The following is a 25,702-nucleotide window of genomic DNA, read 5'->3' on the forward strand; positions in this document are numbered from 1 at the left end:
ACCATGGTTAATCCCCGAAGATTTCGACACACCTATACGACGCCCGCCACCAGCAAACGATAATGGTGAACGCGGACCGATTCCGTGACAGCACGCAGATTCTGTTACCTGCGGGTGCGCTCAACGGGATCCGTGACGAACTGGAAACCCGCTTTACCGTCACCGTACGGACCGAGGAGGAGCAGGTCCGTATCATCGGTTCGCCCGTCGAAATCAAAGACGCCGGCGACTTCCTCGCGATGAACGGCGTTACCTTCGCCTGAGAACCTTTTTCCGGTTCGGGTGCGCGCAGAGCGCGCACCGCTCACCGCAAAAACGTTCATGAAAAAGGCCGGAATCGCCGCGAGCGGCGATCCCGGGGAAACCGCTCACTTCGTTCGCGGTACTCCTGTGCCACACCACCGGCTGGACAGCTACCAGCGAGACTACCTCACCGTCCGTTTTCGGTTAGATGCCGGACAAGCTCCTCAGTGACCGCGGGACGCTCGTGGTGGACCCAGTGTGACGCGTCGGGGTACATCCGGAGTTCCCCATCGTCGCAGTAGTCGACGCTCTGTTGAGCCATGGACGGAGAGAGCGCGATATCGTCCTCGCCCCAGCAGATAAGCGTCGGCTGTGTGACAGTGGTCCGCTGGGGACTGTCCGACCGACGGAACCCCCGATACCAGTTGACCCTCGGTTCGACGCCGGTGTGTTGCCACGCCGTCCTGTAGCGCTCGATGGTCGCATCGTCGAACGTCCCCTCGTGTGACGTGTATTCGAGTGACTGGACCATGTTGGCCATGTCGTTGCGACCCAGAAGCCATTCTGGGAGTCTGGGAACCTGGTAGAACCAGACGTACCAGCTCCGAAGCATCTGTCGGGGGCTCGACCGGAGTGCCTTGCCGTAGACCGTCGGATGGGGGACGTTCAGGATTCCGAGGGTATCGACCATGGATGGGGACCCGAGCGCGAGGTGCCAGGCGACGAACCCACCGAAGTCGTGCCCGACGACGTGGGCCGACTCCTGCCCTTCGTCGTGGATTAGCGCACGGACATCAGCCGTCAGATTCGAGAGCCGATAGGCATCGATATCGTCGGGCGCGTCGCTCAGGTTACAGCCCCGCTGGTCCGGAACGACCACGCGGTAGCCTGCGTCGACGAGCGGGCCGATCTGGTCGCGCCAGCCGTACCAGAAATCGGGGTGGCCGTGCAGGAGGACGACCAGTGGGTCGTCGGGGTCACCCGCAGCGACGACGTGTAACTGCACGTCGTTGAGTTCGCGGTAGGAGGATTCGAGTCCCACCGAACCACGCAACGTTGCATCTGTGTCTGGAATCCTCGCTTTAGTTGCCATCGACGGTCAGTTGCGGGGCGACTCGGATTCGACTGGTGTCGGATAGTCTAGTGCATTTAAAAACGAGGGAGCCGCTGTAGGAGCCATGAAATACCTCCATCTGTCGCTGCAGTACGAACGGGAGGTCCAGCATCCGATGCAGCGACTCCTGACAGATTCCCAGGCGCTCGAGCGCAGTTGGCTCGTGACCTGGAACTTGCAGGGAACGGGCGACATCATCTATACCCTGTTCTATATCGTCGGCGACCGGGAGGTGTACAGAGAACACGTTGCCGAGGCCGAGGAGACAGTTCACTGCGATATCACACCTGTCGACGACCGGTCGTTCTACGCGTACGTTCGGGAGCGCGAGAAGGAAGTCTTCCAGCGCTTCCGGGCAGCGTTCGAACAGCCCTCAGTGGTTATCCTGCCCCCACTCGCGTACCGCCCCGAGGGGAGAGTCGACTTCGACGTCGGCGGCGAAGCTGCAGAACTGGCAGAAATTCTCGAGAACCTTCCCGATGAAATCACGGTCTCGGTGTCTGAGGTCGGCGAGTACGATTCCCGCCCGGGCGTTCCTGCAGTCGACCTCACGGCCCGGCAGCGTGAAGCGCTTCGAGCGGCAGCCGAGGTAGGGTACTACGAGTACCCGCGAACCGGGAATATCGCAGACGTGGCCGAGCGTCTCGACTGTGCGACGAGTACCGCATCGAACCATCTACAGAAGGCACAAGCACGGCTCGTCAGACAATTTATCTGAAACTGCAGAGCCCCCGACAGCCCTGCGTCGGTGAACAGTCGCGTCCGTAGCCCCACCACATCGTGTGTCGCCCTCACGCGGCTTCCCCCGAAACGCAATCCTTTAAACCGCCGAGAGGGATGCATCCTACATGGCTGGAACTATCGAAGTGCTCGTCCCCGGTGGGCAGGCCAATCCTGGCCCGCCCCTCGGTCCCGAGCTGGGTCCGACACCCGTGGACGTGCAGGCAGTCGTGCAGGACATCAACGACCAGACGGAAGCGTTCGACGGGACGGAAGTCCCTGTCACCGTCGACTACGACGACGACGGGAGCTTCGAGATAGAGGTCGGTGTCCCGCCGACGGCCGAACTCGTCAAGGACGAGGCCGGCTTCGACACCGGCAGCGGCGAGCCCCACGAGGAGTTCGTGGCGAATCTCACCGTCGACCAGGTCATGCAGATCGCCGAGCAGAAGCAGTCCGACCTGCTCGCCTACGACCTGAAAAACGCCGCCAAGGAAGTCGTCGGCACCTGCACCTCGCTGGGTGTCACCATCGAGGGCAACGACCCCCGCGAGTTCAAGGAGCGCATCGACGACGGCGAGTACGACGACGAGTTTGCAGCGCCCGCCTGAACGCGTCTCGAACGCACTCTGCGGTTTTCTCCGCTGTTTCCGGTCGTGAGCCACGTCTGTGCCCCTCGTAGCCACCCGGACTGGCGGTTCGACGGCTTTAAGTTCCCGATAGGCTTCTTGTCCGACGAGACAGGCATCCGCCTGTTTCACTGACCCGTAGAAGCCGTTTGGCGTACTACGGAGGTGAACAATGGCAGACCAGGAAATTGAGAACGCAGTCTCTCGCGCACTCGAAGAGGCACCTGAGCGGAACTTCCGCGAAACGGTCGACCTCGCCGTGAACCTGCGCGACTTAGACCTTAACGACCCGTCGAACCGCGTCGACGAGTCCGTCGTTCTTCCATCCGGTACCGGACAGGAGACCACCATTGTGGTCTTCGCCGAGGGCGAGACAGCCCTCCGGGCCGAGGAAGCAGCAGACGACGTACTCGACGAGGACGAACTCGCAGAGCTTGGCGACGACGATGACGCCGCCAAGGATCTGGCCGATGACACTGACTTCTTCATCGCGGAGAAGGGTATGATGCAGGACATCGGTCGCTATCTGGGGACCGTCCTCGGTCCGCGCGGGAAGATGCCGGAACCGCTCGACCCCGACGACGACGTCGTCGAGGTCGTCAACCGAATGAAAAACACCGTGCAGCTGCGCAGCGGCGAGCGTCGGACGTTCCACACCCGAGTGGGCGCCGAGGACATGTCCGCCGAGGACATCTCGGACAACATCGACGTCATCGTCCGCCGACTGCACGCCGACCTCGAGAAGGGGCCGCTCAACGTCGACACCATCTACGTGAAGACGACGATGGGCCCCGCCGTGGAGGTGGCCTGATATGAGCGCCGAAGGCGAGCGCAAGACAGAGACCATCCCGCAGTGGAAGCAGGAGGAAGTCGACGCCATCGTCGAGATGATCGAGTCCTACGACTCGGTCGGCGTCGTCAACATCGCCGGGATCCCGTCCCGACAGCTCCAGGATATGCGCCGTGACCTGCACGGCACCGCGGAGCTTCGCGTCTCCCGGAACACCCTGCTCGTTCGCGCGCTGGAAGAGGTCAACGACGGCCTCGAAGACCTGACCGAGCACATCGCCGGCCAGGTCGGGCTCATCGGCACCGACAGCAACCCGTTCTCGCTGTACCAGGAACTGGAAGCCTCGAAGACGCCCGCGCCCATCGGCGCCGGCGAAATCGCCCCGAACGACATCGTCGTGCCCGAGGGCGACACCGGCGTCGACCCCGGTCCGTTCGTCGGCGAACTCCAGTCCATCGGTGCGGACGCACGCATCCAGGAGGGGTCCATTCAGGTCCTCTCCGATTCGACCGTGCTCGACGCGGGCGAAGAGGTCTCACAGGACCTCGCGAACGTCCTCAACGAGCTCGGTATCGAGCCCAAGGAGGTCGGTCTCGACCTCCGCGGCGTCTTCTCCGACGGCGTGCTGTTTGCCCCCGAGGAGCTGGAACTCGACGTCGAGGAGTACGAGAGCGACATCGCCGCAGCCGCCAGCGGGGCGTTCAACCTCTCGGTCAACGCCGAGTACCCGACCGCGACCACGCTCCCGACGATGCTGCAGACCGCGACCGGCGACGCCAAGAGCCTCGCGCTCTCGGCCGCCATCGAGGACCCCGAGGTCGTCCCCGATCTCATCAGCAAGGCCGACGCACAGCTCCGTGCCCTGGCCACGCAGATCGACGACCCGGACGCGCTGCCCGAGGAACTCCAGGACGTGGAGGCCCCGGCGGCCACAGAGGAACAGGCTGACGACCAGACCGAGGACACCGACTCCGAGGACGCCGACGACGCCGAGGCCGAGACAGACGAGGCCGAGGACGACGATGACGACGACGCCGGCGACGCGCTCGGAGAGATGTTCTAACCACACCAACACAGAACAATGGAATACGTTTACGCTGCACTCATCCTGAACGAATCGGGCGAAGAAATCAACGAAGACAACCTCACCAACGTGCTCGAATCCGCCGGTGTCTCCGTCGAGGAGTCCCGCGTCAAGGCCCTCGTGGCCGCCCTCGAAGACGTCGACATCGAGGAGGCCGTCGAGCAGGCTGCCGCCGCACCGGTCGCGGCTGGCGGCGCCGCCGCGCCCGCCGAGGGTGGCGACGACGAGGCCGACCACGACGAGCCGTCCGAGGAAGAGGTCGCCGAAGCCGAAGCGGACGACGACGGCGACGACGACGGCGACGACGAGGCCGACGGCGAGGGCCTCGGCGAGCTGTTCGGTTAAATCGGCGCAAACGGACTCCGTCCCAACCAGTACTTTCTTTGACGCCGCCGGTTAGCGCCAGCGCTGTCCTCAGTGTGGGGCGACCGAGCGCGCGGGCGCACGGAGATTCATATGCGGAGGGGCGACCAGCCCCGGCCATGCTCCCGGTCAGATTCGCGGCCGACCCCGTCGGCGTCGCCGCCCTGCTCGCGGCCATCGCCGGCGGCATCGGCCTGGGGACCGTCAGCGGGCTGGTCCCCGGCCTGCACGCCAACACGCTCGCGCTCTTGCTGGCGGCGACGGCGGGGTCGGTGCCCGGCCCACGGGTCTACGTCGGCGCGGCGATGCTGGCCGCGGGGGTGACTCACACCTTTCTGGACGTGGTGCCGGCGCTTGCCCTGGGTGTCCCCGACCCGGCGATGGCCGCCGGCGCCCTGCCCAGTCACCGGCTGGTAATCGAGGGACGGGGCCGGGAGGCGCTGCGACTCTCGGCACTGGGGAGCGCCGGGGCAGTGGTGCTTGCGGTACCGCTTTCGGTCCCCATCACGTGGCTGATGGTCCGTCTCTACCCGCTCGTCACCGCACAGCTGCCGCTGGTGCTTGGCAGTATCGCGGGGCTGCTGGTGCTCTCGGAGCCGGGCTGGGACCGCCGAGTCGGCGCCCTGATGTCGCTGGGAGCGAGCGGCGGCCTCGGGCTCGCGGTACTCGACGCGCCGGTCGCGGGGGCCCTGCCCGTCGCGGACGTGCTGGTCCCGGTGTTCTCCGGGCTGTTCGGCGCGCCGGTGTTGCTGGCGGCCATCGAGGGTGAGGGCGTCCCGCCCCAGGCCGACGCGGCGGTGACGACACCCCGGCGCACCGTCGCTGTGCTGGCGACGGTCGGGACGCTGTGTGGCGCCGTCGTGGGGTATCTTCCCGGAGTCTCCAGTGCCGTCGCCGCGACGCTGGCACTGGGCCTGACCGCCCAGCGGGGCCCGCGAGCGTTCGTCGTGACGACCAGCGGCGTCAACACGGCGACGGCGGTCTTCGCCCTGTTCGCGCTGGTCGTCTTCGGTGACCCTCGAACCGGTGTGCTGGTCGCGCTCGACCGCGCGAGCGTCCCGCTCGCACTGCCCGCGTTGGTCGCCGCAGTCGCCATCTCGGCAGTCGTCGCCGCCGTGCTCGTGCCCCGGCTCGGGGACCGGTATCTCAGACGTATCGGACGACTGGACCCGGCCCGGCTGTCGGTCGGCGTGCTCGTCGGACTGCTCGTCCTCTCGGCCGTCTTCGCCGGCCCGCTCGGGGTCGGTATCTTCGCCGCCGCGACGCTGGTGGGCCATCTCCCACCGACGACGGGCTGTCGGCGGGCGACGCTCATGGGGGTGTTGCTGGTCCCGCTGGCGCTATAGATACTCTCGCCGGCGGAAGTGCAACAGCATGATGGCACCCATCAGAATCATGCCGAGCATCGCCGCGGGGTAGCCAAAGCGCCAGCCCAGCTCCGGCATGTTGTACGGGCCCCCGGCGAAGTTCATCCCGTAGATGCCGGCGACGAACGTCAGCGGGATGAAGATGGTCGCGACGACGGTCAGGACTTTCATCACCTCGTTGGTCGATTGGGAGACGGTGTTGAGATAGATGTCCCGCGCGCCGGAGACGAGGTCCCGGTAGGTCTCTGTCAGGTCGGCAATCTGGACGAGGTGGTCGTAGATATCCCGGAAGTACTTCTCCGTCTGGGGCTGGATCTGTTTCGGGTCGCCCCGTGCCAGCAGGCCGACGGCCTCGCGGGCCGGCCACACCTGCTTGCGGAAGGAGAGCAGGTCCCGGCGGACGTCGTTTATTTTCTCGATGGTCTCGCTGTCGGTCGAGACCGTCACTTCCTCCTCTATCTCCTCGATGTCGGTCTCGATCTCGTCGAGCAAGTCGAAGTACGCGTCGACGATGACGTCGATTGCACGACAGGCAGTGAAATCCGGGCCCCGCTGGAGCAGTCGCTCGTCGCCGCGTTCGGCCGCGTCCATCACGCGCTGTATCGGCCCCGGCGGGCCGGTCCCCAGCGTGACCACCCAGTCCCGACCGATGAAGATGCCGACCGGCCTGGTCGTCACCTCCTTCTCGAAGGTCGTTTCGCCGGGGGTGAGGCTGATGGCTTTCAGGAGGACGAAGGTGTACTCCCGGAACTCCTCGGTCTTGGCCCGCGCGTCGCCGCGCATATCCTCGATGGCGAGCGGGTGGAGGTCGAAGGCCGACTGGACCGCCGAGACCTCCTCGTCGCTCGCCTCGGCGACGTGGACCCAGGTCGTCCCGGCGGCCTGTCGCGCCTCGGTGAGGTCGTCGTAGGCGACCGCTTCCTCGCCGGCGTAGACCAGCGCCGATATCACGCGGCCGCCTCCGTGGCGTCGGACCGTCCGACCGCCAGCAGCGTCACGCCGACCATCACCGCCGTCAGGGAGAACGCTCGGCCGGGGTAGGCGACGGTCGCCCCCAGGAGGTAGCCGACCACCCCGCCGACGGTGAGGCCCAGTCCGAGGCCGGTCAGGGAGTTCATGCGCCCCAAATCGCCGTGGTGGAATAAAAACGTACTCCCGGATACCCTCCAGCTGTGCCAGCCCACAGTGTGAGCCTGCGGAGAAGCGACACGTTGATGGGCACAAGCGCCGGAAGCTTTCGGTATGGACCTGCGCGTCATCGACAAGTCGGAGACGGAGCTCTCTATCGAGATTGCGGGCGAAGACCACACATTCATGAACGTCATCAAAGGGGCGCTGCTGGAGACCGAAGGCGTCACCGCTGCGACCTACGACGTCAACCCCGAGCAGTCCGGTGGCCAGACCGACCCCGTCCTGACCATCAAGACGGCGTCGGACGTCGACGCCCTCGACGCCCTCGAAGCGGGCACCGACCGCGTCATCGAGAAGGCGGACAACCTCACCGAGGCGTTCGAGGCCGCGGCCTGATTAGCAGGAGACGGTAGTCACGTAGATATCGTCGTCCGGGGCGACGTGAATGTCGACGCCGATAGCCTCTCTGGTCTCCCTGTCACGCAACTGGTCGGCGACTGACTGCAGTGTTGTCATCGTGGTGTAGTCGTCGACCAGTTTACCCACCGACTGGGCGTCCCACTGGTAATCGTTGTCCGGTTCTTCGACCAGTTGGACCCCCTTGTCTACCGTCTCGGTCAGTATCGTGATACGACTGCCCCCGCAGTCGGGGTCGAACGGGTCGAGTTCGTCCGCCGTCGGCTCGTCCGCATCGGCGTAGACGGACTCGACTTGCCGCTTGTTGAAGTAGGTCGCCATCTGGTCGAGTGTCTCCCGGCGGTCGAGTCTGGAGACGTCTGACTCCTCGCGGTCCTCGTTGACCGTCTCGACGAACGCATCCTCCGCAGCGAACAGCGAGACGCCATTTATCGACTCGTTCTCGCCGGGAACGTCGGGCGGTTGCGGTGTGCCAATGCCGGGGAGGTCGATGACACCGACCATCCCCAGACCCAGGACGAGCCCGAGCATGCCGACCACGGCGAATCCTGCAACGTACTTCCGGTCGAGGATGTCGGCCCACCCCGTAGAACCCATCTCGTCGACGTCACCGTAGTCTACCTCTCGCTGTTCCAGCATCGCGTTACCACAGCGACTACACGGCGGTGAGTTCTTCTGGTGTTCCCGACCGCATTCGGTACAGGCCCACACAAGCGGCGTCGAATCGTCGGTATTCTCCGGTGACATTGGCACCACCGCCTTCTCGAACTCCCCGTGCCCGCAGTTGTCACAGGGCGGGTCGTTCTCCTCGTGTGGTTTCTCACACCACTTACACCGCCATTCCATGCGTTAATTGTACCCGATAGTCGGTAAAAATATACTCATTCCGACCCAATGGCCATGCCCCGACAGACTCAACAAACCACGTACGTGACGAAGATGGTGTCGTCGGGCGCGACGTGGACGTCGACGCCGACGGTGTCGCCGTCACTGAACGCGTTGCCCCGCTCGACGTAGCTGTCGACCAGCGTCGTCGCCAGCGCAGTCTCGTTCTGGAACTCGCTGACGGGCTGTCCCGTCCGCTCGGGCGCGACCCGGTAGCTGACAAGCGTCGGTCGGTCACACGGGAGCGCGAATCGGGTGATAGCCTCGCGGTCGGGACGCTCACCCTCGCCCGCGACGGCGGCCACGGTCGCCTTGTTGTAGTAGGCGGCGGCCTCGTCGCTGGTGGCGTTCCGGTCGAGCACGCCAGCGCCCTCGGCCTGGCGGCGCTCGTTCAGCTCGGCGACGTATGCGTCCTCGACCTCGGCCAGCGAGAGCCCGCCGACGCTGTCCCCACTGCCCGGCGCCTCGGGCACCTGCGGCGGTCCGTCGGGGCCGCCCAGGGTCGGCAGTGAGATGAGCCCGGCCACCGACAGCAAGAGGACGCCAAGCAGGAGCGCCACCACGGCGTAGCCGGCGACGTACTTCGGTTCGAGGACGTCGAGCCAGCGGGTGCCGATCTCGTCCAGGGGGTCCGTCTCCGGCGGCCCCTCACGGAGTTCGAGGTCGGCCCCGCCACAGCGCTTACACGGCGGGGAGTTGCGCTGGTGGGACCGGCCACAGTCCTGACATATCCAGACGGTCCCGCCGGGGACGACCTCGTGGTTGACCTGACGAACCGCCTTCTCGAAGCTGCCGTGCCCGCAGTTGTCACAGGGCGGGTCGTTCTCCTCGTGTGGTTTCTCGCACCACTCACACCGCCATTCCATCACTACCTCTAGGTGACCGAGCTACAAAGGCGTCGCGGCGTGGGCAGCCCCCGCCGCGGTCGCCGGCACGTATCGAATCGTTCGCGTCAGACATTTGTTGCAAATACTCCGGGCAGAGATGTTCCCGTGTACTTATCCTGTCACCTGTCGTGGCTAGGAACTAGATGAGAACCAGGTCAATGGGGGAGCCACAATCAGCCAGTCAGGCGGTAGTCGAAGCGGTCGCAGCACGGGCAGGCGTCGACCCGCTAGAGCTCGAGACGCCGCTGTACGACGCTATCGACCCAGACGAACTGGATGCCCTGCTCGAGGGAACGAACCGGGGCGGCCGCTCGCCGGTCGAGGTAACGCTGCGCTACAACGGGTATATGGTCACCGTCGACGGCGACCTGACGGTCACTATCACCGAGTGACTACAGGCGGACCGGAATCCCCTGCTCGTCGAGATACCGTTTGGTCTCCGCGATAGAGTACTCGCCGAAGTGGAAGATAGAGGCCGCCAGCCCGGCGTCGGCGCCGGCGTCGACAAACACCTCTTCCATGTCCTCTGGGCCACCACAGCCAGAGGAAGCGATAACCGGCGTCGAGACGGCGTCACAGACCGCTTTCATCAGCGGGATGTCGTAGCCGTCTTTGGTGCCGTCGGCGTCGATGGAGTTGACGAATATCTCCCCGGCGCCGCGGCGTTCGGCTTCCTTGGCCCACTCGACGGCGTCTAGACCAGTGCCCTCGCGGCCGCCCTTGACGGTACACTCGAACCAGCAGGACTCGCCGTCGACCTCGACGTACTGCTCGCCCTGCCCGTCGAAGCGACGACGCGCGTCCAGCGAGATGACGATACACTGACTGCCAAAGGCTGCAGCGCCTTCGTCGATGAGGTCCGGGTTCGCGATAGCGCCCGAATTTATCGAGACCTTGTCCGCGCCGGCCCGCAGCGTCTCCTTGATATCGTCGCGAGTCCGGATGCCACCGCCGACCGTGAGCGGGATGAAGACCTCGTCGGCAACGGCCGAGACGGTCTCGAGCATCGTCTCGCGGCCCTCCGCCGAGGCGGTGATGTCCAGAAAGACGAACTCGTCGGCCCCCGACTCGTTGTAGGCCTTTGCCATCTCCACCGGGTCGCCGGTGTACTCCAGGTCCTCGAAGTTCACGCCGGTGTAGACGGCCGCGTCCCCGTTCTCGTCGACGTCGACGTCGATACAGGGGATTATCCGCTTGGTGAGAGTCATTGAATACTCGTGGGTTCGCTACAGGGCCGTTTCATCGTTTCGACTGATACGGAATATTGTAGCGATTTACCGGTGATCGCCGGTCTCAGGACCGGTACGATACTACAATGTTCCGTCTGCCGCAACTACTCCATGGCGCCGGTGAGGACCTCGACTTCCTCGCCGTCGAAGGCCGTGTAGTAGAGGCGGATTTCGTAGATTTCGCCGCTAAAATACTGCCCGGGCGTCTCGCTGTCCCGTCCGATTCGCAAGTCGCCCATACTTATATTACCCGGAGAGTCATCGGTCCCTATCTTGCGCCCGTCGACGTACAGAGCCAGTTCGTCCTCGTCGAGAGTCCCGACGACCACGTGTTGCTCGCCCTCGCTGATGGTATCCTCGGTCTGGATACAGTTCCCGGCGGAACAGCCCCCGCCACCGCCCTTGTTTGCGAGGAACCGCACTCTGTGGGTATCCCCGTCAGCGTCCCACAGCGTCATCAGCCAGTTGTCGTCGCCGTCGATGTGTTCGACCAGCTCCTGGGCGTCGCCTCCCCCGTCCTGCCGGTATCTGATTGCGATAGTGTATTCGGTGACCCCCTCTTCGGGCGCCTCCAGGTCGGGCACGGCGACCGAGTCGTCGGTCCCATCGAACTGGAGCGAGCCGTCGTTCCACCCGGTGCCGCCCTCGAGGCTACCGTCGTTGTCGTTGCCCGACCGGTCCACGAGCGTCGTATCGCCGTTATCACCGTCGAAACGGTAGTACGCGATGAAGTCGCCGATTTCGGAGCGGTCCTCGACGGTCCGGTCGACCAGCACGGACTGCTCGCCGTCACGCGAGACGACCGTAATCCGATCGCCGGGAGCCGTCGGCAGCAGGACCGACTGGCCCGCGCTTTCGGGCCCGAACCTCGCCACGTCGCGGCCGTTGAGCCGGACGCTGACGGTCGTGCTGATAGCGCCGGGTGTCATCCGAAGCCCGGCCGGCGTCTGCTCGTAGTCGAACGTCGCCGTGGCCTGGGGCGCGCCGGTCCCGTCCAGAAATGTCAGGGCACCGAGCGCGACGACGCCGCCCACGACGACGACCACCCCTACCAGCAGTAACACTCCCACGACCGTGGAGGCCCCACGTGCCGAACCCCGGACCATACCCTGATATATCAATACCATACGCTAACCGTTTCGGTGGTTTCAGTGGTCGATATCCATCCACTACTCGCGGTCGGGAGCCAAAATCCGACAGTTACAGGTGGTCGCTTGCACATCATCAGGTATGGCAGACGACCACCACGACGAGGACCGGCCCGACTACGACCCCGAACACGTCGAACTGCCCGCGAAGGCCCCGCCGCTGCGCTCGACGGCCCCCCAGAGCGGCTTCACGATGGGACAGGTCGGACAGGGCGCCGTCGTCGCACTCGTCGGGCTGGCGCTGACGTTCGGCGTCGCGCTGGCGCTGGTCTGATTAGCCCACGAAGAGCCTGCTATCAGTGACTGTCTCAGGAACCAAGAGCGGCAGTATCACAGACTAATGGGATACAGACTGCGTCTCATCAAACAGATTCAGGGCGTCGTGATGGTGGTGGGCGGGTTCGTGTTTCTCGTAACGATGAATCCGCCGATCGAGATAGTGGCCCAACTCGCCCTCCTTACCGGACTGCTAACCATCGCTGGCGGATTTATCTATATCTTCTTTCCGGAGCTCGTCTGGGATACGGACCTTCTTTTCTGAGTATGGGTGCGAGCGGGCGAGCGGCCACATCTGTGGCACTGTCCCCGAAAACGTGTGTCCAGCTACAGGTTTGGCTCAGGCCAATTCGTCCTCGATAGTGTCCCGTAGCTCGGCTATCTCGGCCGCGTCGTAGTGGAGCCGGTCGTCGTTGACCGTGATTTCGAGGTGGTTCGAGCCGTCGGCCGCACCGATTTCGGTCACCGGGGCGACGCCGTCGAAGGCCTCACGGACCGCGGCCGGGTCGGTCGTCTCGAAGACGACGCGGCCGGGCTGTTCGTTGAACAGGAGCCGTTTTCGGGTCCCGCGGTCGACGGTCGAGAGGTCGACGCTGGCCCCGGCATCGTCGTGGACCATCTCGGCCAGCGTCACCGCGAGGCCACCGTGGCTCACGTCGTGGGAGGCAAGCACGTGGTCCTCGTCGGCCACCTCGGCGATGGTCTGGACGAGTCCCGTGGGGTCGGCCGGCAGTTCGGGGAAGGCGTCGGTCCCGCCAAAGAGGGCGGTGTACTCGGAGCCGCCCAGTCGCGGGTCGGCTTCGCCCTCCAGTGCGAGGTCACCGACGACGACGAGGGTCCCCTCGCCGGAGAGGTCCATCGGTGGGGCGTCGTACCCCTCCTTGACCCCCACCAGCGCGAGCGTCGGCGTCGGCGGGATGGGGCCTGTGGCCGAGTCGTTGTACAGCGAGACGTTCCCGCCGACGACCGGCACGTCGAGTTCACTGCACATGTCCGCCAAGCCGTCGACGATACCCTTGAAGCCGCCGTAGACGTCGGGCTTCTCGGGGTTGCCGCCGTTGAGGCAGTCGACCGCGGCGTGGGGGACCGCGCCCTTGGCGGCGACGTTCGTGGCGTTCTCCAGCGCGACGGCGCGAGCGCCTTCGTACGGCGCGGCGTCGGTCCAGTTGGGGTCCGCGCCGGCCGAGAAGGCCAGCCCGGTTCCGGACTCCCGAATCGCGAGCAGGGCGGCGTCGTCGCCGGGCAGCATACTCGTCCGGACCTGGACTTCGTGGTCGTACTGACGATACACCCATCGTTTCGAGGCGGTGTTCGGGCTGGCGACGATGCGGTCGAACGCTTCGTCCATCGCCATCGTCGGCAGGTCCCGCTCCTGAATCGGCGGCTCCTCGCTCGGGAGGTCGTTCATCGGTGCGCCCTCGCCGAGGAACTCGGCGTCCACGTCGACGACCGTCTCGCCCTCGAACGTGCAGACGTAGTTCGTGCCGGCTCCGGTGAGTTCGCCGATGACCGAACAGCCGAGGTCGTAGCGCTCGGCCAGTTCGGCCACGCGGTCGACGTTCTCCGGTCGGACCTCGTAGACCATCCGCTCCTGGCTCTCGGCCAGCAGATACTCCATGGCGTTCATGTTCGGCTCGCGCTCGTGGACGCGCTCTAGCTCGATGCGGGCACCCAGGCCGCCCTTCGCGACCAGTTCGGAGGAGGCCCCGCCCAGGCCAGCCGCGCCCAGGTCTCGGGCCGACTCTAGCAGCTCCTCGTCCAGCAGCGCCTCGTTGCACTCGATGAGCAGCTTCTCCGCGTAGGGGTCGCCGACCTGGACCGCCGGACGGTCCTCGGTCTCGGCGTCCTCGGCGAGGTCTTCGCTGGCAAAGGAGGCACCACCGAGACCGTCACGACCGGTCGAGTTCCCGACCAGGACCAGCTTGTTGCCCGGCTCCTGGGCCTCAGCGGTGATGGTCCGTTCGGGCTCCAGCAGGCCGATACAGGAGACGTTGACAAGCGGGTTGCCCTCGTAGTCCTCGTGGAATGCGACCGACCCAGTCACCGTGGGGACGCCGATACAGTTGCCGTAGTGGGAGATGCCCTCGACGACGCCCTCGAAGAGGTACTGGGAGTGTTCGCGCTCGAAATCGCCGAAGTACAGACAGTCGGCCAGCGCGATGGGGTAGGCACCCATCGAGAGAGTGTCCCGGACGATGCCACCGACGCCGGTGGCCGCCCCGTCGAACGGGTCGACGTAGGAGGGGTGGTTGTGGGACTCGACGCCCATCGTTATGTACATCTCGTCACCGTCGTAGGTCGGCAGAGAGACGACGGCGGCGTCGTCACCGGGACCGATGACGACCTGGTCACCCTCACTGTCGAAGGCGGTCAGGAGCGGACGCGAGGAGCGGTAGGCACAGTGCTCGCTCCAGAGGTTCTCGAAGAGCGCGGCCTCTGCTCGCGTCGGCTCCCGACCGATTTCCTCGACCACGATGTCGTGGTCGCTGTCGGACAGGCTCATTAGGTGTGCGTGGCCCCCGGCCGGCTAAATCGCTTTCCATGCGGGCGCGACATACCGTCGGTTGTAACGATCTTTCGGTGAGTTGCCGGGCCGGTGCTGGCAACTCACGGAGATGGCTTACAACCGACCGTATCAGTGACCGAATCAGTCGGTGGGCTCGGCGACCAGGCTGTCGACGTACGCCGTCCACCCCTGACGGAGGTCGTCATTGACGTCCATCTCGAGTGCGACGGCCATACCCGTCGACCCGTCGGCCGCCGCCAGCAGGAACGCGGCGGTCGCGCGTGGCTCGACGGGCCGGAACACACCCTGCTCGACCCCGGCGGCGACGATATCGGTCAGCGCGTCCAGACACGCCGTCTCCAGCTCCAGCAGCGGCGCCCGGAGCGTCTCGTTGTACGGCGCGTGCGAGAGCAGCTCCATGATGGCGACGGCGATACCAGCGTAGTCGTGTTCGGGGGTCCGAAAGAGGAAGTCACAGGCGTCACGCAACGCCGCTTCCGGGTCGTCGGCGTCGACCCCCAATAGGTCCTCGCTCAGGTAGTCGGCGGCGCGGTCGAGGAAGGCCGCAATCATCTCGTCTTTCGTGTCGAAGTAGTAGTAGAGCCCCGCCTCGCTGTTCTCGTACTCCTCGGCGATTTTCGCCGTGGTCAGCCGCTCGTAGCCGTGCTGAGCGAGGGCTCGCTGGACCGCGACGGCGACGCTCTCACGAGCGTCCGGGTCCATATCGGGGCTCGTCATACGACCAAGTATACGCTCAGTCGTTTGAGCGTTTCGTTGTTATGTGACAGGGCCTTTTTTCCGCTCGGTGCCGAAGGTGACATATGGTCCTCCCGCTGGAGATGGGGTGGCGCCATCTCCTCTTCGAGAACTGGCCCGTCGACCCGGCACTCATGGACTCGCACCTGCCCGAGCCGTTGACCCCGGACACACACGACGGGTCGGCGTGGCTGTCGGTGGTCCCCTTCACGAACGTCGATGTCCGGCCGAAGGGGCTCCCCCGGTGGGCCAGCGTGCCGTTACCCGAACTCAACGTTCGCACCTACGTCACGCGCGATGGTGTCCCGAGCGTCTACTTTTTCAGCCTCGACGCACAGGGCATCAGCAGCGTCGTCGGCGCGCGGCTCTTTCACCACCTGCCGTACTACTACGCGCGCATCTCGCTTTCGTGGACGGACGGTCGCGTCCAATTCAGCAGCCGGCGCAAACACCCGGGCGCGCGACCAGCCCACTACGAGGCGACCTACTGGCCGACCGGCGAGCCCTTCAGCGCCCCCGAGGACCCGCTGGGCGAGTTCCTCGTCGAGCGCTACCGGTTCTACACCGAGGCGCCGGACGGCACCCTCCGGTACACCGACGTCTCCCACGACCCGTGGACGCTGTATCCCGCAACCGCGGAGGTCGAGACCGACACGCTCTGCTCGGCGGACGGGTTCGACCGGCCCGACAGCGACCCGGTCTACTTCTACAGCCCGGGACTCGACGTGGTCGCCGAACCCAGCAGACTCGCTCCGTCGGAGGGCGAGCCGTGAGCGACGGTGGCGACCACCCCGTCTTGCTGTTCGACGGCGTCTGCAATCTCTGTAACGGCGTCGTCCAGTTTATCATCCCGCGTGACCCCGAGGGCCGAATCCGCTTCGCCCCGTTGCAGTCGGCGGCGGGGAAGGCGTTGCTGTCGGGCCACGGGCTCCCGCCGAGTGACCTCGACAGCGTCGTCCTCGTCGCGGACGGCGAGGTGTACCGGAAATCTAACGCGGTCATCCGTGTCGCCGAACTGCTCGGCTGGCCCTACCGCGCCGCGGCGGTGGGCCGCGCCGTTCCCGAATCGGTTCGAGACACGCTGTACGACGTCATCGCCGCCAACCGGTACGACGTGTTCGGCCGGAAGGACCAGTGTATGCTGCCCGACGACGACGTCAGTGACCGATTTCTCGACTAGTCGAAAAGCTCCAGTACGGTCCGGGCCGCCGCGGCCCTGTCGGCGGAATCGCACAGCCCTGCCCTCGGGGCCGCGAGCAGCCCGTCGACGAGGCGCTCGCTCAACGCCTCGACGGCGGCCCGTTGCTCGTCGGTGAGGTCGCCCTCTTCCCGCAGCTTTGACAGTGCCTGCTCCAGTTGCTCGGTCCTGACCGCCGCTGCTTCGCGGTCCAGCCGATCTCGCGCCGTCGCCACGCCGGTCGACTCCGGCTCGTCCTGTACTGCCATCGTCGGTCAGGTGCCAGCCAGGCGGTCCGAGTACAGCGAGTAGGTCATCACCAGGAACCCGGCCGCCGTGAAGATGCTCTCGACAGTGGTGCTCACCACGAGGGGGACCCCCGCGAGCTGGTTCAGGCTTCCCGCCAGCACCGCGCCGGCGGTGACCAGCCCGATACCCACCGAGAGGACCCGCATCGCCGTCGAGCCGGTACGTCTGTACGCTCTATGCGTCAGCGTCGTCACCACCACCCCACAGGCGAGGGTGAGTGTCTTGGCCGCCACCAGGAAGATCGTACTGAGCGAGGCCATCTTACGTGGTACTGCTACCCGCTGAAATAAATACGGTCGTCCGCGTTGTCAGAAACTGGGAACGCTAGCGCGCGTACAGCGAGTAGAGGATGACGCCGAGACCCACTGCGGTCATTGAACTGGAGATGAAGACGCTGGTGTAGAGCAGGTCCTCGGCGAAGTACATCTCCGCGACCAGGTCGAGCGCCCCTCCGAGTATCGCGCCGACGGTGATGACACCGAACCCCAGCGTGAGCCACCAGTGCTGTGCAGCGCCGGTCCGTCTGTAGGTCTTATACGAGAAGTACGTAATCAGCCCGCCCAGGACGAGGATGAGCGTCTTCGCGACAACGATACCAATCTGCGAGCTTGGGATGTGTACCATAGTTAGGTCTCCTTTCGAATTTCCGACCAGAGGTTCTCCAGGCGCTGGTCCGGCGACCGGGCCCGGTGAGCGATATCGACCTCGAACTCGCGAGCCTCGTCCAGCGCGATGACGACCTCCTCGAAGTCGATAGCGTAGCGGCTGGCGTGCTGGCCGTCCGACCGGACCTCGACGCCCTCGTACAGCAACGAGGAGTCCGTGAGCAGTTCCAGCTTCCGGTAGGTCGTCGAGAGCGGGACCCCGCTTGCCTCCGATATCTCGTTTGCGGTCATCGGTTCCGCCAGCACGCTGACGATCGACCGACAGTCCTCGTCGTCCAGCGCGTCGAGCACCGTCGTCAGTGTCGGCGTCTCCTCGTCGGCCACGGGGTCCCGGACCATCCTTGACAGGCGTTCTTGTCGCGACGGGTTTAGTCTCACCGGCTCGCCTGTCAGACTACCGCTATGTGGCGGTTTCGGCGATTTGACACGCTGATTCGTGGCCGCTGAATATAAACGATGCTGCGATTATCAGTGGCCGGGAACGGTTCCGTCGGTCCGGGAACGCCCATCGGAGGGTTTGACCCCCCGCCGAGAAATACCACCTATGACCGACCAAGCCGAGCCTCGCAGGCCCTCGGCGGGCCGGGTCGGGACACCCCCCGCCGGTTCCCAGTCGCTGAGAACGCACTGGCAGCGTTTTTTCCAGACGACCCCTGGCACCGGTATGGACACGCTGGAAACCGTCGACGCCCCGCGCGGAGACACCACTCGCGAGTGGGAAGTATTCTGCCGCGAGACCGAATCGGAGCCGCTCACCCACGTCGGCAGCGTGAGCGCACCGACGGCCGCCGTCGCCAGGGACCAGGCCGCGACGCTGTTCGGGCACGCGGCCACAGCGCTGTGGCTGTGCCCGGCCGACGAGACGGTCCGGGTCCAGGAGCAGGCGCTTGGCGTCGGTGAGACAACGGCAGCCGAGCCGGACGACAGTGAGTCGGCACCTACGATGGATGAAGACCGGATGAACGCCGAGACGCTGCGGGGTGAAGCCGAATGATATCCGTCTCCAAACTGCTGACTGGGCTGGACGCCGAGGGCGACGGGCTGCGGTACGACGCGGCCGAGGAGTCGACGAAGCGCCAGATACGGAATCGGAAACAGCGCCGCCCAGTCGTCGTCTGGAACGTCACCAAGCAGTGTAACCTCTACTGTGACCACTGCTACGCCGCCGCCGACACCGAGATCGCCGACGGGGAGCTGTCGACTGCCGAAGGGAAGGCACTCCTCGACGACCTCGCCGACTACGGCGCGCCAGTCGTCCTGTTCTCGGGTGGCGAACCTCTCGTCCGAGAGGACCTGGAAGAACTCGTCGCGTACGCGGCCGACGCCGGTATCAGGCCGGTGCTCTCGACGAACGGGACGCTGCTCACGCCCGGTCGGGCTCGGTCGCTCCGCGATGCGGGGCTGGCCTACGCCGGCGTCTCCGTCGACGGGCTGCCAGAGCGAAACGACGACTTTCGCGGCGTCGAAGGCGCCTTCGATGGCGCGCTCCAGGGAATCGAGAACTGCCTCGACGCCGGCCTGAAGACCGGCCTGCGCTACACCATCACCGAGCGCAACGCCGCCGACCTGGAGGGCGTGGTCGACGTGCTGACCGACGTCGGCGTCGACCGGTTCTGCTTCTATCACCTGGACTACGGCGGTCGGGGGACCGAAATCGTCGACGCGGACCTCTCGCCCGCGGACCGCCGCGAGGCCGTCACACAGGTCTGTGACATGACCCGCGAATATCACGCCCGTGGCGAGGAGATAGAGACGTTGCTGGTGGGCAACTACGCCGACGCAGCCTATCTGGTGGAGTACGCCCGGGAACACATGGGCGAGGCCCAGGCTCGACGGGTCTACGAGTACCTCCGGGTCAACGGCGGCGACCCGACCGGTGAACGGGTCGCCGACATCGACTACCAGGGGAACGTCCATCTCACGCAGTTCTGGCAGGGCTACTCGCTTGGGAACGTCCGGGACCGCTCCTTTGGCGCCATCTGGGAGGACGAGTCGAACCCGCTCCTGGGGGCGCTCCGCAATCGCGAGGCCCACCTCTCGGGGCGCTGTGCGGACTGCCGGTACGCCGAGGTGTGTCGCGGCGCCTCCCGGCTCCGTGCGCTGACGGTCGAGAACGACCCTTTCGCACCGGACCCGCAGTGCTATCTGACCGACGACGAGGTGCGTGGTTCGAGGCCCTTCGACGGGGTGGTGTCTGACTGAAACGCGGACCGGGGCGCTTTTGCCCCATCCATTGCTACCTCAGGGCGTGCTGTCGGTCGAGCTTCACACACACTCGTCGCTGTCCCACGACGGCCGGGACCCAATCGAGTTGCTCCTCGAACAGGCCCGCGCCGTGGGACTGGACGCCCTGGCCGTCACGGACCACGATGAGCTCGAAGCCAGCCTTCGGGCCGCCGAGCTGGCCCCTGACTACGGGCTGGTGGGTATCCCCGGGATGGAGGTCACCTGCGAGGCCGGACACGTCCTCGCGCTCGGTATCTCAGAGGCGATTCCGCCGGGGCTGTCCTTCGCCGCAACGCTCGACCGCATCCGCGAGCAGGGCGGGCTGGCCGTGGTTCCCCATCCGTTTCAGGAGTCACGCCACGGCGTCCTCGACAAGATATCCAAGGAGGAGCTCGCGACCGCCGACGCTATCGAGGTGTACAACTCCCGCCTGCTCACCGGGCGCTCGAACCGACAGGCCGAACGGTTCGCCAGACGGCGGGGGCTGCCGATGACAGCCGGCAGCGACGCCCACATCGCCGAGATGGTCGGACAGGCGGTGACGACGGTCGACGCCGACGAGGCGTCGGTCGCCGCGATTCTTTCCGCCATCCGCGAGGGACGGACCACCGTCGAGGGAGAACGAACGCCGTGGCGCATCAGCTTGCGGCAGGCTGCCGGCGGCGTCAAGCGCCGGATTACGGGCCGCCTGAACGGCTTGCTGGAGTGACCGATGCGGGGTGCACCGGAAGATATCGTTCGCGAGGCGCTGACTAGTGGCGACCCGCTACCCGGCACGACCGGCTTCGCCGGTGCGGTAGACGGCGTGCTGGTCAGGGACGTCCTCGGCCGGGAGCCGCTGTTCGTCGGGACCGACCCGGACAACGGGGACTGGAGCCACGATCTCGCCGACCTGACGGCGCCCCAGTTGTTCCCGGCCGGACGGGTACTGGGTACCGGCGAGCTTCGAGAGGCCTGGACGCTTCCCGACCCCGAGCCCTTCGACGACCGGGCGACCGCCGTCGAACACGTCCGTGAGGCCGTCGAGACGAGCGTCGACGCGGTCGAGACCGACGGCCTGGCCATCGCCTTCTCGGGTGGGGTGGACTCCGCACTGCTTGCCGCTCGCCTCGACGCGCCGCTGTACGTCGCCGGCTTCCCCGAGAGTCACGACGTCGAAGCAGCACGGTCGGCCGCCGACCTGCTGGACCGCGAACTTCGAGTCGTCGAACTCACCCACGACGCAATCGAGCGGGCGGTTCCCGAGATCGCTGCCGCGACGGGACGGACCGACGCGATGTCGGTCCAGATTGCCCTGCCGCTGTATCTCACGGCCGAGCGCGTCGCCGCTGACGGGTTCGACCGCCTCGCACTGGGCCAGGGCGCCGACGAGCTCTTTGGCGGCTACGCCAAGGTCGAGAAGGCACCCGAGGACCCCCGCGTCGAGGCCGACACTGTCCGGGGTGCCCAGCGGGAGGTCATCGACACGCTGCCGGACCAGCTCCCGCGGGACGTGCTGGCGCTGCGCGGGGCTGGGGTCGAGCCAGTGACACCGTTGCTCCACGACCGCGTGGTGTCCGTGGCGCTGCGGCTCGACGACCAGATGCTCGTCGACGGGGAGACCCGCAAGTGGGCGCTCCGACAGGCCGCGCTGGGGTCACTGCCCGAGGCTATCGCGATGCGGGACAAGAAGGCCGCCCAGTACGGTTCGCTGGCCGCACGCGAACTCGACCGGCTGGCCCGCCAGGCCGGCTACAAGCGCCGGATGGACGACCACGTCGGGCAGTACATCGACTCGCTCCTGTAGCGAACGGACGGCCAGCGGCGAGACACGGACCGGTCGGCCGCCGACGTAGCTAGGCCGGCCCGCGGCAGTTCTCAGCGCATAGGCGTGGGTGGTCACGTGCTCGTATTTGAAGCTACGGCCGGCGCCCAGCCACTGGGCTCTCTGCCACGAGTAATTAAATATAATTAGTTTTTAGTTCGGGCAGGTGGTAGAAAATCGCAAATGACAGTCGCTCGTCACGCAGAGACAGCTTCGACAGGCCAACAACAGTGCCAGGTCGTCCATCTGGACTGGAGGTGAACAGCCGTGGTACAGCACCGGCGGTCCCTCGTCAAGGCCGTCAGCTACCGGCTGTTCGCGACCTCTGTCGTCTTCGCCATCGCGTTCATCTTTACGGGTGAGCTGGGGTCGTCCGCGAAAATCGGACTCTCGGCGGCCGTCGCGAAGACGCTACTGTACTATCTCTGGGAGCGCCTCTGGACCGCCATCGACTGGGGGACCGAGCCGGCGTAGGTCAGCGGTCGCCGACGGTCTCGATGGCCCGTCGGCCGATTTCCACCACGTCCGCCGGAATCTCGTCGCTGCGGGCGCGCAGTTCCTCGGCGGTGAACCACGTCCAGTCCTCGGCCGGCTGTTCGCCGGGACCCGGATTGATGTCCCTGGCCGGCGCGGCGCCGTAGAAGATGAAATCGATGTGCTGGTGGCCCACCTCGCCGTTCTGGTCGACGTTGATATCCTCGACCAGGAAGTGCTGGGGCTGGGGAATCGACCGAACTGTCTCGCTCGTAATCGCCTCCTGTGGCGCGACGAGGTCGACTGCCATCCCTAGCTCCTCCGCTGTCTCCCGGAGTGCGGCTTCGTGGGGGAGTTCGTCCCGGTCGAGGTGACCGCCGGCGGGCAGCCACATCTCCAGCTTGTCGTGTTCGTGCAACGCGACGGCCCCGTCGTGGACGGCGTAGATAGTCGCGACGAAATGCCGAGTTGTCTCCATGGGCGCGTCGACGTGTCCAGGGGAAAACTGCGTTTCGGAGTGTCGTATCCGGTATAACGTATTCGTCCAGCAAAAGGCCGCGGTTAGTAGGTGCTCACTGAAGAGACCGAACCTAGGGGTGGACGCTGTCCTCGGCTTCCAGCAGCTCGTGGTAGCGGTTCCGAATCGTCACTTCGGAGATACTCGCGACCTCGCTGACCTCGCTCTGGGTGACCTTCTCGTTTGTCAGCAGCGAGGCGGCGTAGACGGCCGCCGCAGCGAGACCGACCGGCGATTTCCCGGAGTGAACGCCTTCCTCTTTGGCGTTCTGGAGAAGCTGTCGTGCGCGGCGTTCGACCTCCTCGGAGAGTTCCAGGTCGGAGGCAAAGCGGGGGACGTAGCTCTCGGGGTCGGCAGGCTGGATTTCCAGCGAGAGTTCCCGGACCACGTAGCGGTAGGTGCGGGCGATCTCGTCCTTGTCGACGCGGGAGACGTTAGCAATCTCGTCCAGCGAGCGGGGTGTCCCCGCCTGGCGGGCGGCGGCGTACAGCGACGCCGTCGAGACGCCCTCGATGGACCGGCCCGGCAGCAGGTCCTCGTCCAGCGCCCGGCGATAGATGACGCTCGCGGTCTCCCGGACGTTCTCGGGCAGCCCCAGCGCGGAGGCCATCCGGTCTATCTCACCGAGGGCCTGCTTGAGGTTGCGTTCTTTGGAGTCGCGGGTGCGGAAGCGTTCGTTCCAGGTCCGCAGGCGCTGCATCTTCTCGCGCTGGCGTGAGGACAGGGAGTTACCGTAGGCGTCCTTGTCCTGCCAGCCGATGTTGGTAGACAGCCCCTTGTCGTGCATCATGTTGGTCGTCGGGGCGCCGACGCGGGACTTCTGGTCTTTCTCTTTGGAGTCGAACGCGCGCCACTCGGGGCCTGGGTCGATTTCGTCTTCCTCGACGACCAGACCGCAGTCTTCACAGACAGTCTCGCCGCGTTCACTGTCGGAGAGCAGCGAGCCACCACATTCTGGACAGACCAGTGACTCGTCTTCCTCGGTCTGCTCCTCTTCGGTTTCGCGCTCACTCGTGTATCGACGGATGGTGGTATCGGTCATTGGTTGGGCGAACAGGCGGGTCTGGGGACCCGAGAAACGTCTCTTGTACCCTTCTGTTGTGGCCTGAGCAACTTAAAACTTTTCCCAAATCACAAAGCTATGATTTTGTTTTCCGAACCAGTGTTCGCGGTACCGGCGCAAATTACTGTTGCACGGTGAACCACCCCAAAGAGTTGGGCTCGCGGTTCCGAAACGCTTACCGCCGGGCCAGTACTCGAAAATCGCATGAGCGACAACGCTGTCGACGGCGACGAGGTCGCCCACATCGCCGACCTCGCCCGCATCGACTTAGAGGAGGCGGAGGTCGAGCGGTTCACCGAGCAGTTCGGCGAGATTCTGGCCGCGTTCGAGGCCCTCGACGAGGTGCCAGAGACCGAGCGCGAGGCCGACCTGACCAACGTGATGCGCCCCGACGAGGTCCGCGAGTGTCTGACCCAGGAGGAAGCGCTCCAGAACGCCCCCGACTCGGAAGCCGGACAGTTCAAAGGTCCGAAGGTGTCGTAGATGGGCGACTACAACGCCTACATCGCCACCGACACAATCGAGGGCACCGACGACGGCCCACTCGCCGGCCGCACCGTCGCGGTCAAGGACAACATCTCCACGAAAGACGTCCAGACGACCTGTGGCTCGGCGATGCTCGACGGCTACGTCCCGCCCTACGACGCGACGGTCGTCGAGCGGCTCAAAGACGCTGGCGCAACCATCCCCGGCAAGACGAACATGGACGAGTTCGGGATGGGGACGACCACGGAGACGTCGGCATACGGTGCCGTCGAGAACCCGGTGGCGGAGGGTCACGTTCCCGGGGGCTCCTCCGGTGGCTCCGCCGCGGTGGTCGCCGCCGGCGACGCGGACATGGCGCTTGGCTCCGACACCGGTGGCTCGATTCGCTGTCCCGCCGCGTTCTGCGGCGTCGTCGGTATCAAACCGACCTACGGGCTGGTCTCGCGGTACGGACTCGTGGCCTACGCCAACAGTCTCGAACAGATCGGTCCCATCGCCCCCTCCGTCGAGGACGCGGCCGAACTACTGGAGGTCATCGCCGGTCCCGACGAGCGCGACGGCACTACCCGCGATGCGACCGACCACGGGAGCGACTACGACTTCGCGGCGGCCGCCGACGGCGACGTGGACGGGCTCTCCATCGGCGTCCCGACCGAGCTCCTGGACGGGGCCGACGAGGCCGTCGTCGAGACGTTCTGGGATGCTATCGACGACCTCCAAGCACAGGGCGCGAGCTACCACGAGGTCACGCTGCCGAGCGTCGAACACGCCGTCGAGGCCTACTACGTCATCGCCATGAGTGAGGCGTCCTCGAACCTCGCTCGCTTCGACGGGGTCCGCTACGGCAAATCAGGCGGCGAAGGGAACTGGAACGAGAGTTTCGCGCAGGCCCGCGAGGAAGGCTTCGGCGAGGAGGTCAAACGCCGTGTCCTGCTTGGCACCTACGCGCTCTCGGCGGGCTACCACGACAAGTACTACAAGAAGGCCCAGGACGCCCGTGCGTGGGTCAAGCAGGACTTCGACGAGGCCCTTTCCGACGCCGACGTGCTCGCCTCACCGACGATGCCAGTGCCACCGATGAAACGCGGCGAGAGTCTGGACGACCCGCTGACGATGTATCTCGCCGACGCCAACACGACCCCGGTGAACCTGGCGAACCTGCCGGCTATCTCGGTTCCGGCCGGTGAGACCGACGACGGGCTCCCCGTCGGCCTCCAGCTCGTCGGGCCGGCCTTCGGTGAGAAGACGATTATCCGCGCGGGCAGCGCGCTGGCCTAATAACACCGAACTCGCGCCACCGGCGCGAGTTCGGCCTTTTTCGCCCACGTTTTTGCCGCGAGTGGTATCCACAGCGAACAGAGTGAGCGAGGATACCCGAGCGGGAAAAAGGTGGTTGCGCGAGAAGACGATTGTCCGGGCAGGCAGCGCGCTTCCCT

35 protein-coding genes are annotated in these 25,702 nt (G+C 65.7%); 20 read left to right on the forward strand and 15 right to left on the reverse strand.

The genetic code is table 11. The features are described from left to right. The first annotated feature begins 62 nt into the window (after window positions 1–62). A complete protein-coding gene (locus tag EGD98_RS08665) occupies window positions 63–263 on the forward strand; it encodes a VNG_1110C family protein (protein ID WP_220587933.1) in 201 nt (66 codons plus the stop codon). 167 nt (window positions 264–430) lie between these two features. On the opposite strand, the gene EGD98_RS08670 is transcribed toward EGD98_RS08665, so the two are convergent. Beyond that, a complete protein-coding gene (locus tag EGD98_RS08670; RefSeq protein WP_220587934.1) occupies window positions 431–1,336 on the reverse strand; it encodes an alpha/beta fold hydrolase in 906 nt (301 codons plus the stop codon). A gap of 85 nt (window positions 1,337–1,421) precedes the next feature. Between EGD98_RS08670 and EGD98_RS08675 the strand changes: the two genes are divergently transcribed. The 6 genes from EGD98_RS08675 (at window position 1,422) to EGD98_RS08700 (ending at window position 6,289) form a co-directional block, all read left to right on the forward strand. Then, on the forward strand, window positions 1,422–2,075 hold the full coding sequence (locus tag EGD98_RS08675; protein WP_236039247.1) for a helix-turn-helix domain-containing protein: 654 nt from the start codon (window positions 1,422–1,424) through the stop codon (window positions 2,073–2,075). A 130-nt stretch (window positions 2,076–2,205) separates the two neighbouring features. Beyond that, window positions 2,206–2,688 carry a 50S ribosomal protein L11 gene (locus EGD98_RS08680; RefSeq protein WP_220587935.1) on the forward strand — a complete coding sequence of 161 codons (483 nt, stop codon included), beginning with the start codon at window positions 2,206–2,208 and terminating at the stop codon, window positions 2,686–2,688. A 190-nt stretch (window positions 2,689–2,878) separates the two neighbouring features. After that, window positions 2,879–3,517 carry a 50S ribosomal protein L1 gene (locus tag EGD98_RS08685; protein WP_220587936.1) on the forward strand — a complete coding sequence of 213 codons (639 nt, stop codon included), beginning with the start codon at window positions 2,879–2,881 and terminating at the stop codon, window positions 3,515–3,517. 1 nt (window position 3,518) lies between these two features. Further along, entirely contained in the window at window positions 3,519–4,559 is a 1,041-nt protein-coding gene (locus EGD98_RS08690; RefSeq protein ID WP_220587937.1) for a 50S ribosomal protein L10, read from the forward strand. An 18-nt stretch (window positions 4,560–4,577) separates the two neighbouring features. Further along, window positions 4,578–4,925 (forward strand): 50S ribosomal protein P1, encoded by a 348-nt coding sequence (gene rpl12p, locus EGD98_RS08695; protein WP_220587938.1) that lies wholly within the window; start codon window positions 4,578–4,580, stop codon window positions 4,923–4,925. 137 nt (window positions 4,926–5,062) lie between these two features. Then, on the forward strand, window positions 5,063–6,289 hold the full coding sequence (locus tag EGD98_RS08700) for a tripartite tricarboxylate transporter permease (protein WP_220587939.1): 1,227 nt from the start codon (window positions 5,063–5,065) through the stop codon (window positions 6,287–6,289). Here EGD98_RS08700 and corA read toward each other — a convergent pair. Continuing rightward, complete coding sequence (corA, locus tag EGD98_RS08705) at window positions 6,284–7,261, reverse strand: magnesium/cobalt transporter CorA (protein WP_220587940.1); 978 nt, start codon at window positions 7,259–7,261, stop codon at window positions 6,284–6,286. The genes EGD98_RS08700 and corA overlap by 6 nt on opposite strands. Further along, complete coding sequence (locus tag EGD98_RS08710; RefSeq protein ID WP_220587941.1) at window positions 7,258–7,428, reverse strand: hypothetical protein; 171 nt, start codon at window positions 7,426–7,428, stop codon at window positions 7,258–7,260. Before EGD98_RS08710 ends, corA begins: the two co-directional genes overlap by 4 nt. Window positions 7,429–7,552: 124 nt before the next feature. On the opposite strand from EGD98_RS08710, the gene EGD98_RS08715 reads away from it, so the two are divergent. Continuing rightward, window positions 7,553–7,837: a DNA-directed RNA polymerase subunit L gene (locus EGD98_RS08715; RefSeq protein WP_220587942.1), complete on the forward strand. Its 285-nt coding sequence runs from the start codon at window positions 7,553–7,555 to the stop codon at window positions 7,835–7,837. Here the strand turns inward: EGD98_RS08715 and EGD98_RS08720 are convergent, their stop codons facing one another. After that, the gene (locus tag EGD98_RS08720) at window positions 7,838–8,704 is read right to left on the reverse strand and encodes a hypothetical protein (RefSeq protein ID WP_220587943.1); all 867 of its coding nucleotides are present in this window, start codon (window positions 8,702–8,704) and stop codon (window positions 7,838–7,840) included. Window positions 8,705–8,772: 68 nt separating this feature from the next. Further along, complete coding sequence (locus EGD98_RS08725) at window positions 8,773–9,609, reverse strand: hypothetical protein (protein ID WP_220587944.1); 837 nt, start codon at window positions 9,607–9,609, stop codon at window positions 8,773–8,775. A 164-nt stretch (window positions 9,610–9,773) separates the two neighbouring features. Between EGD98_RS08725 and EGD98_RS08730 the strand changes: the two genes are divergently transcribed. Beyond that, complete coding sequence (locus EGD98_RS08730) at window positions 9,774–10,022, forward strand: HalOD1 output domain-containing protein (RefSeq protein ID WP_220587945.1); 249 nt, start codon at window positions 9,774–9,776, stop codon at window positions 10,020–10,022. Here the strand turns inward: EGD98_RS08730 and hisF are convergent, their stop codons facing one another. Both hisF and EGD98_RS08740 read right to left on the reverse strand, forming a co-directional pair. Further along, on the reverse strand, window positions 10,023–10,838 hold the full coding sequence (gene hisF, locus EGD98_RS08735) for an imidazole glycerol phosphate synthase subunit HisF (RefSeq protein ID WP_220587946.1): 816 nt from the start codon (window positions 10,836–10,838) through the stop codon (window positions 10,023–10,025). Window positions 10,839–10,963: 125 nt separating this feature from the next. After that, a complete protein-coding gene (locus EGD98_RS08740) occupies window positions 10,964–11,965 on the reverse strand; it encodes a LamG-like jellyroll fold domain-containing protein (protein WP_220587947.1) in 1,002 nt (333 codons plus the stop codon). Window positions 11,966–12,089: 124 nt separating this feature from the next. On the opposite strand from EGD98_RS08740, the gene EGD98_RS08745 reads away from it, so the two are divergent. Next, on the forward strand, window positions 12,090–12,281 hold the full coding sequence (locus EGD98_RS08745) for a DUF7550 family protein (protein WP_220587948.1): 192 nt from the start codon (window positions 12,090–12,092) through the stop codon (window positions 12,279–12,281). A gap of 66 nt (window positions 12,282–12,347) precedes the next feature. Beyond that, the gene (locus EGD98_RS08750; RefSeq protein ID WP_220587949.1) at window positions 12,348–12,548 is read left to right on the forward strand and encodes a hypothetical protein; all 201 of its coding nucleotides are present in this window, start codon (window positions 12,348–12,350) and stop codon (window positions 12,546–12,548) included. 75 nt (window positions 12,549–12,623) lie between these two features. On the opposite strand, the gene purL is transcribed toward EGD98_RS08750, so the two are convergent. After that, window positions 12,624–14,786, reverse strand: coding sequence for a phosphoribosylformylglycinamidine synthase subunit PurL (gene purL, locus EGD98_RS08755; RefSeq protein ID WP_220587950.1), 2,163 nt, complete (start codon window positions 14,784–14,786; stop codon window positions 12,624–12,626). A 144-nt stretch (window positions 14,787–14,930) separates the two neighbouring features. Next, on the reverse strand, window positions 14,931–15,527 hold the full coding sequence (locus EGD98_RS08760; RefSeq protein WP_220587951.1) for a TetR/AcrR family transcriptional regulator: 597 nt from the start codon (window positions 15,525–15,527) through the stop codon (window positions 14,931–14,933). 83 nt (window positions 15,528–15,610) lie between these two features. Between EGD98_RS08760 and EGD98_RS08765 the strand changes: the two genes are divergently transcribed. Continuing rightward, complete coding sequence (locus tag EGD98_RS08765) at window positions 15,611–16,318, forward strand: YqjF family protein (protein ID WP_220587952.1); 708 nt, start codon at window positions 15,611–15,613, stop codon at window positions 16,316–16,318. Continuing rightward, window positions 16,315–16,725, forward strand: a complete 411-nt coding sequence (locus EGD98_RS08770; RefSeq protein ID WP_220587953.1) for a thiol-disulfide oxidoreductase DCC family protein — start codon at window positions 16,315–16,317, stop codon at window positions 16,723–16,725. The genes EGD98_RS08765 and EGD98_RS08770 overlap by 4 nt, the downstream gene beginning before the upstream one ends. On the opposite strand, the gene EGD98_RS08775 is transcribed toward EGD98_RS08770, so the two are convergent. From EGD98_RS08775 to EGD98_RS08790, 4 genes are all read right to left on the reverse strand, one after another. Next, complete coding sequence (locus tag EGD98_RS08775) at window positions 16,722–16,991, reverse strand: glutamyl-tRNA reductase (RefSeq protein WP_220587954.1); 270 nt, start codon at window positions 16,989–16,991, stop codon at window positions 16,722–16,724. The genes EGD98_RS08770 and EGD98_RS08775 overlap by 4 nt on opposite strands. 6 nt (window positions 16,992–16,997) lie before the next feature. Beyond that, the gene (locus tag EGD98_RS08780) at window positions 16,998–17,291 is read right to left on the reverse strand and encodes a DUF7521 family protein (protein ID WP_220587955.1); all 294 of its coding nucleotides are present in this window, start codon (window positions 17,289–17,291) and stop codon (window positions 16,998–17,000) included. Between the two features lie 64 nt (window positions 17,292–17,355). Beyond that, entirely contained in the window at window positions 17,356–17,655 is a 300-nt protein-coding gene (locus EGD98_RS08785) for a DUF7521 family protein (protein ID WP_220587956.1), read from the reverse strand. 2 nt (window positions 17,656–17,657) lie between these two features. Further along, a complete protein-coding gene (locus tag EGD98_RS08790) occupies window positions 17,658–18,035 on the reverse strand; it encodes a winged helix-turn-helix domain-containing protein (protein ID WP_220587957.1) in 378 nt (125 codons plus the stop codon). Window positions 18,036–18,360: 325 nt separating this feature from the next. Between EGD98_RS08790 and EGD98_RS08795 the strand changes: the two genes are divergently transcribed. The 5 genes from EGD98_RS08795 to EGD98_RS08815 all read left to right on the forward strand — a co-directional run bounded on the left by EGD98_RS08795 (window position 18,361) and on the right by EGD98_RS08815 (window position 22,200). Then, window positions 18,361–18,690: an Htur_1727 family rSAM-partnered candidate RiPP gene (locus EGD98_RS08795; protein ID WP_220587958.1), complete on the forward strand. Its 330-nt coding sequence runs from the start codon at window positions 18,361–18,363 to the stop codon at window positions 18,688–18,690. Further along, a complete protein-coding gene (locus tag EGD98_RS08800) occupies window positions 18,687–19,898 on the forward strand; it encodes a TIGR04347 family pseudo-SAM/SPASM protein (RefSeq protein ID WP_220587959.1) in 1,212 nt (403 codons plus the stop codon). The genes EGD98_RS08795 and EGD98_RS08800 overlap by 4 nt, the downstream gene beginning before the upstream one ends. Before the next feature lie 46 nt (window positions 19,899–19,944). Beyond that, a complete protein-coding gene (locus EGD98_RS08805; protein ID WP_220587960.1) occupies window positions 19,945–20,631 on the forward strand; it encodes a PHP domain-containing protein in 687 nt (228 codons plus the stop codon). A 3-nt stretch (window positions 20,632–20,634) separates the two neighbouring features. Beyond that, window positions 20,635–21,708 (forward strand): asparagine synthase C-terminal domain-containing protein, encoded by a 1,074-nt coding sequence (locus EGD98_RS08810; protein WP_220587961.1) that lies wholly within the window; start codon window positions 20,635–20,637, stop codon window positions 21,706–21,708. A 285-nt stretch (window positions 21,709–21,993) separates the two neighbouring features. Then, a complete protein-coding gene (locus tag EGD98_RS08815; protein WP_220587962.1) occupies window positions 21,994–22,200 on the forward strand; it encodes a DUF2061 domain-containing protein in 207 nt (68 codons plus the stop codon). A 1-nt stretch (window position 22,201) separates the two neighbouring features. On the opposite strand, the gene EGD98_RS08820 is transcribed toward EGD98_RS08815, so the two are convergent. Continuing rightward, the gene (locus EGD98_RS08820; RefSeq protein ID WP_220587963.1) at window positions 22,202–22,678 is read right to left on the reverse strand and encodes an NUDIX domain-containing protein; all 477 of its coding nucleotides are present in this window, start codon (window positions 22,676–22,678) and stop codon (window positions 22,202–22,204) included. A 112-nt stretch (window positions 22,679–22,790) separates the two neighbouring features. Beyond that, window positions 22,791–23,759, reverse strand: coding sequence for a transcription initiation factor IIB (locus EGD98_RS08825; protein ID WP_220587964.1), 969 nt, complete (start codon window positions 23,757–23,759; stop codon window positions 22,791–22,793). Between the two features lie 225 nt (window positions 23,760–23,984). On the opposite strand from EGD98_RS08825, the gene gatC reads away from it, so the two are divergent. Together gatC and gatA are read left to right on the forward strand one after the other, a co-directional pair. Beyond that, on the forward strand, window positions 23,985–24,263 hold the full coding sequence (gene gatC, locus EGD98_RS08830; RefSeq protein WP_220587965.1) for an Asp-tRNA(Asn)/Glu-tRNA(Gln) amidotransferase subunit GatC: 279 nt from the start codon (window positions 23,985–23,987) through the stop codon (window positions 24,261–24,263). After that, window positions 24,264–25,544: an Asp-tRNA(Asn)/Glu-tRNA(Gln) amidotransferase subunit GatA gene (gene gatA, locus EGD98_RS08835; RefSeq protein ID WP_220587966.1), complete on the forward strand. Its 1,281-nt coding sequence runs from the start codon at window positions 24,264–24,266 to the stop codon at window positions 25,542–25,544. The last annotated feature ends 158 nt before the right edge of the window (window positions 25,545–25,702 follow it).

Origin of the sequence: Haloarcula salinisoli (assembly GCF_019599405.1) — an archaeon.
GTDB classification, from domain to species: domain Archaea; phylum Halobacteriota; class Halobacteria; order Halobacteriales; family Haloarculaceae; genus Haloarcula; species Haloarcula salinisoli.

Bases quoted from the DNA above. Each gene is read 5' to 3' on its own strand.
- EGD98_RS08665 (WP_220587933.1), top strand. From the start codon at position 63: ATGGTGAACGCGGACCGATTCCGTGACAGCACGCAGATTCTGTTACCT.
- EGD98_RS08670 (WP_220587934.1), bottom strand. From the start codon at position 1,336: ATGGCAACTAAAGCGAGGATTCCAGACACAGATGCAACGTTGCGTGGT.
- EGD98_RS08675 (WP_236039247.1), top strand. From the start codon at position 1,422: ATGAAATACCTCCATCTGTCGCTGCAGTACGAACGGGAGGTCCAGCAT.
- EGD98_RS08680 (WP_220587935.1), top strand. From the start codon at position 2,206: ATGGCTGGAACTATCGAAGTGCTCGTCCCCGGTGGGCAGGCCAATCCT.
- EGD98_RS08685 (WP_220587936.1), top strand. From the start codon at position 2,879: ATGGCAGACCAGGAAATTGAGAACGCAGTCTCTCGCGCACTCGAAGAG.
- EGD98_RS08690 (WP_220587937.1), top strand. From the start codon at position 3,519: ATGAGCGCCGAAGGCGAGCGCAAGACAGAGACCATCCCGCAGTGGAAG.
- rpl12p (WP_220587938.1), top strand. From the start codon at position 4,578: ATGGAATACGTTTACGCTGCACTCATCCTGAACGAATCGGGCGAAGAA.
- EGD98_RS08700 (WP_220587939.1), top strand. From the start codon at position 5,063: ATGCTCCCGGTCAGATTCGCGGCCGACCCCGTCGGCGTCGCCGCCCTG.
- EGD98_RS08710 (WP_220587941.1), bottom strand. From the start codon at position 7,428: ATGAACTCCCTGACCGGCCTCGGACTGGGCCTCACCGTCGGCGGGGTG.
- EGD98_RS08715 (WP_220587942.1), top strand. From the start codon at position 7,553: ATGGACCTGCGCGTCATCGACAAGTCGGAGACGGAGCTCTCTATCGAG.
- EGD98_RS08720 (WP_220587943.1), bottom strand. From the start codon at position 8,704: ATGGAATGGCGGTGTAAGTGGTGTGAGAAACCACACGAGGAGAACGAC.
- EGD98_RS08725 (WP_220587944.1), bottom strand. From the start codon at position 9,609: ATGGAATGGCGGTGTGAGTGGTGCGAGAAACCACACGAGGAGAACGAC.
- EGD98_RS08730 (WP_220587945.1), top strand. From the start codon at position 9,774: ATGAGAACCAGGTCAATGGGGGAGCCACAATCAGCCAGTCAGGCGGTA.
- hisF (WP_220587946.1), bottom strand. From the start codon at position 10,838: ATGACTCTCACCAAGCGGATAATCCCCTGTATCGACGTCGACGTCGAC.
- EGD98_RS08740 (WP_220587947.1), bottom strand. From the start codon at position 11,965: ATGGTCCGGGGTTCGGCACGTGGGGCCTCCACGGTCGTGGGAGTGTTA.
- EGD98_RS08745 (WP_220587948.1), top strand. From the start codon at position 12,090: ATGGCAGACGACCACCACGACGAGGACCGGCCCGACTACGACCCCGAA.
- EGD98_RS08750 (WP_220587949.1), top strand. From the start codon at position 12,348: ATGGGATACAGACTGCGTCTCATCAAACAGATTCAGGGCGTCGTGATG.
- purL (WP_220587950.1), bottom strand. From the start codon at position 14,786: ATGAGCCTGTCCGACAGCGACCACGACATCGTGGTCGAGGAAATCGGT.
- EGD98_RS08760 (WP_220587951.1), bottom strand. From the start codon at position 15,527: ATGACGAGCCCCGATATGGACCCGGACGCTCGTGAGAGCGTCGCCGTC.
- EGD98_RS08765 (WP_220587952.1), top strand. From the start codon at position 15,611: ATGGTCCTCCCGCTGGAGATGGGGTGGCGCCATCTCCTCTTCGAGAAC.
- EGD98_RS08775 (WP_220587954.1), bottom strand. From the start codon at position 16,991: ATGGCAGTACAGGACGAGCCGGAGTCGACCGGCGTGGCGACGGCGCGA.
- EGD98_RS08780 (WP_220587955.1), bottom strand. From the start codon at position 17,291: ATGGCCTCGCTCAGTACGATCTTCCTGGTGGCGGCCAAGACACTCACC.
- EGD98_RS08785 (WP_220587956.1), bottom strand. From the start codon at position 17,655: ATGGTACACATCCCAAGCTCGCAGATTGGTATCGTTGTCGCGAAGACG.
- EGD98_RS08790 (WP_220587957.1), bottom strand. From the start codon at position 18,035: ATGGTCCGGGACCCCGTGGCCGACGAGGAGACGCCGACACTGACGACG.
- EGD98_RS08795 (WP_220587958.1), top strand. From the start codon at position 18,361: ATGGACACGCTGGAAACCGTCGACGCCCCGCGCGGAGACACCACTCGC.
- EGD98_RS08800 (WP_220587959.1), top strand. From the start codon at position 18,687: ATGATATCCGTCTCCAAACTGCTGACTGGGCTGGACGCCGAGGGCGAC.
- EGD98_RS08810 (WP_220587961.1), top strand. From the start codon at position 20,635: ATGCGGGGTGCACCGGAAGATATCGTTCGCGAGGCGCTGACTAGTGGC.
- EGD98_RS08820 (WP_220587963.1), bottom strand. From the start codon at position 22,678: ATGGAGACAACTCGGCATTTCGTCGCGACTATCTACGCCGTCCACGAC.
- EGD98_RS08825 (WP_220587964.1), bottom strand. From the start codon at position 23,759: ATGACCGATACCACCATCCGTCGATACACGAGTGAGCGCGAAACCGAA.
- gatC (WP_220587965.1), top strand. From the start codon at position 23,985: ATGAGCGACAACGCTGTCGACGGCGACGAGGTCGCCCACATCGCCGAC.
- gatA (WP_220587966.1), top strand. From the start codon at position 24,264: ATGGGCGACTACAACGCCTACATCGCCACCGACACAATCGAGGGCACC.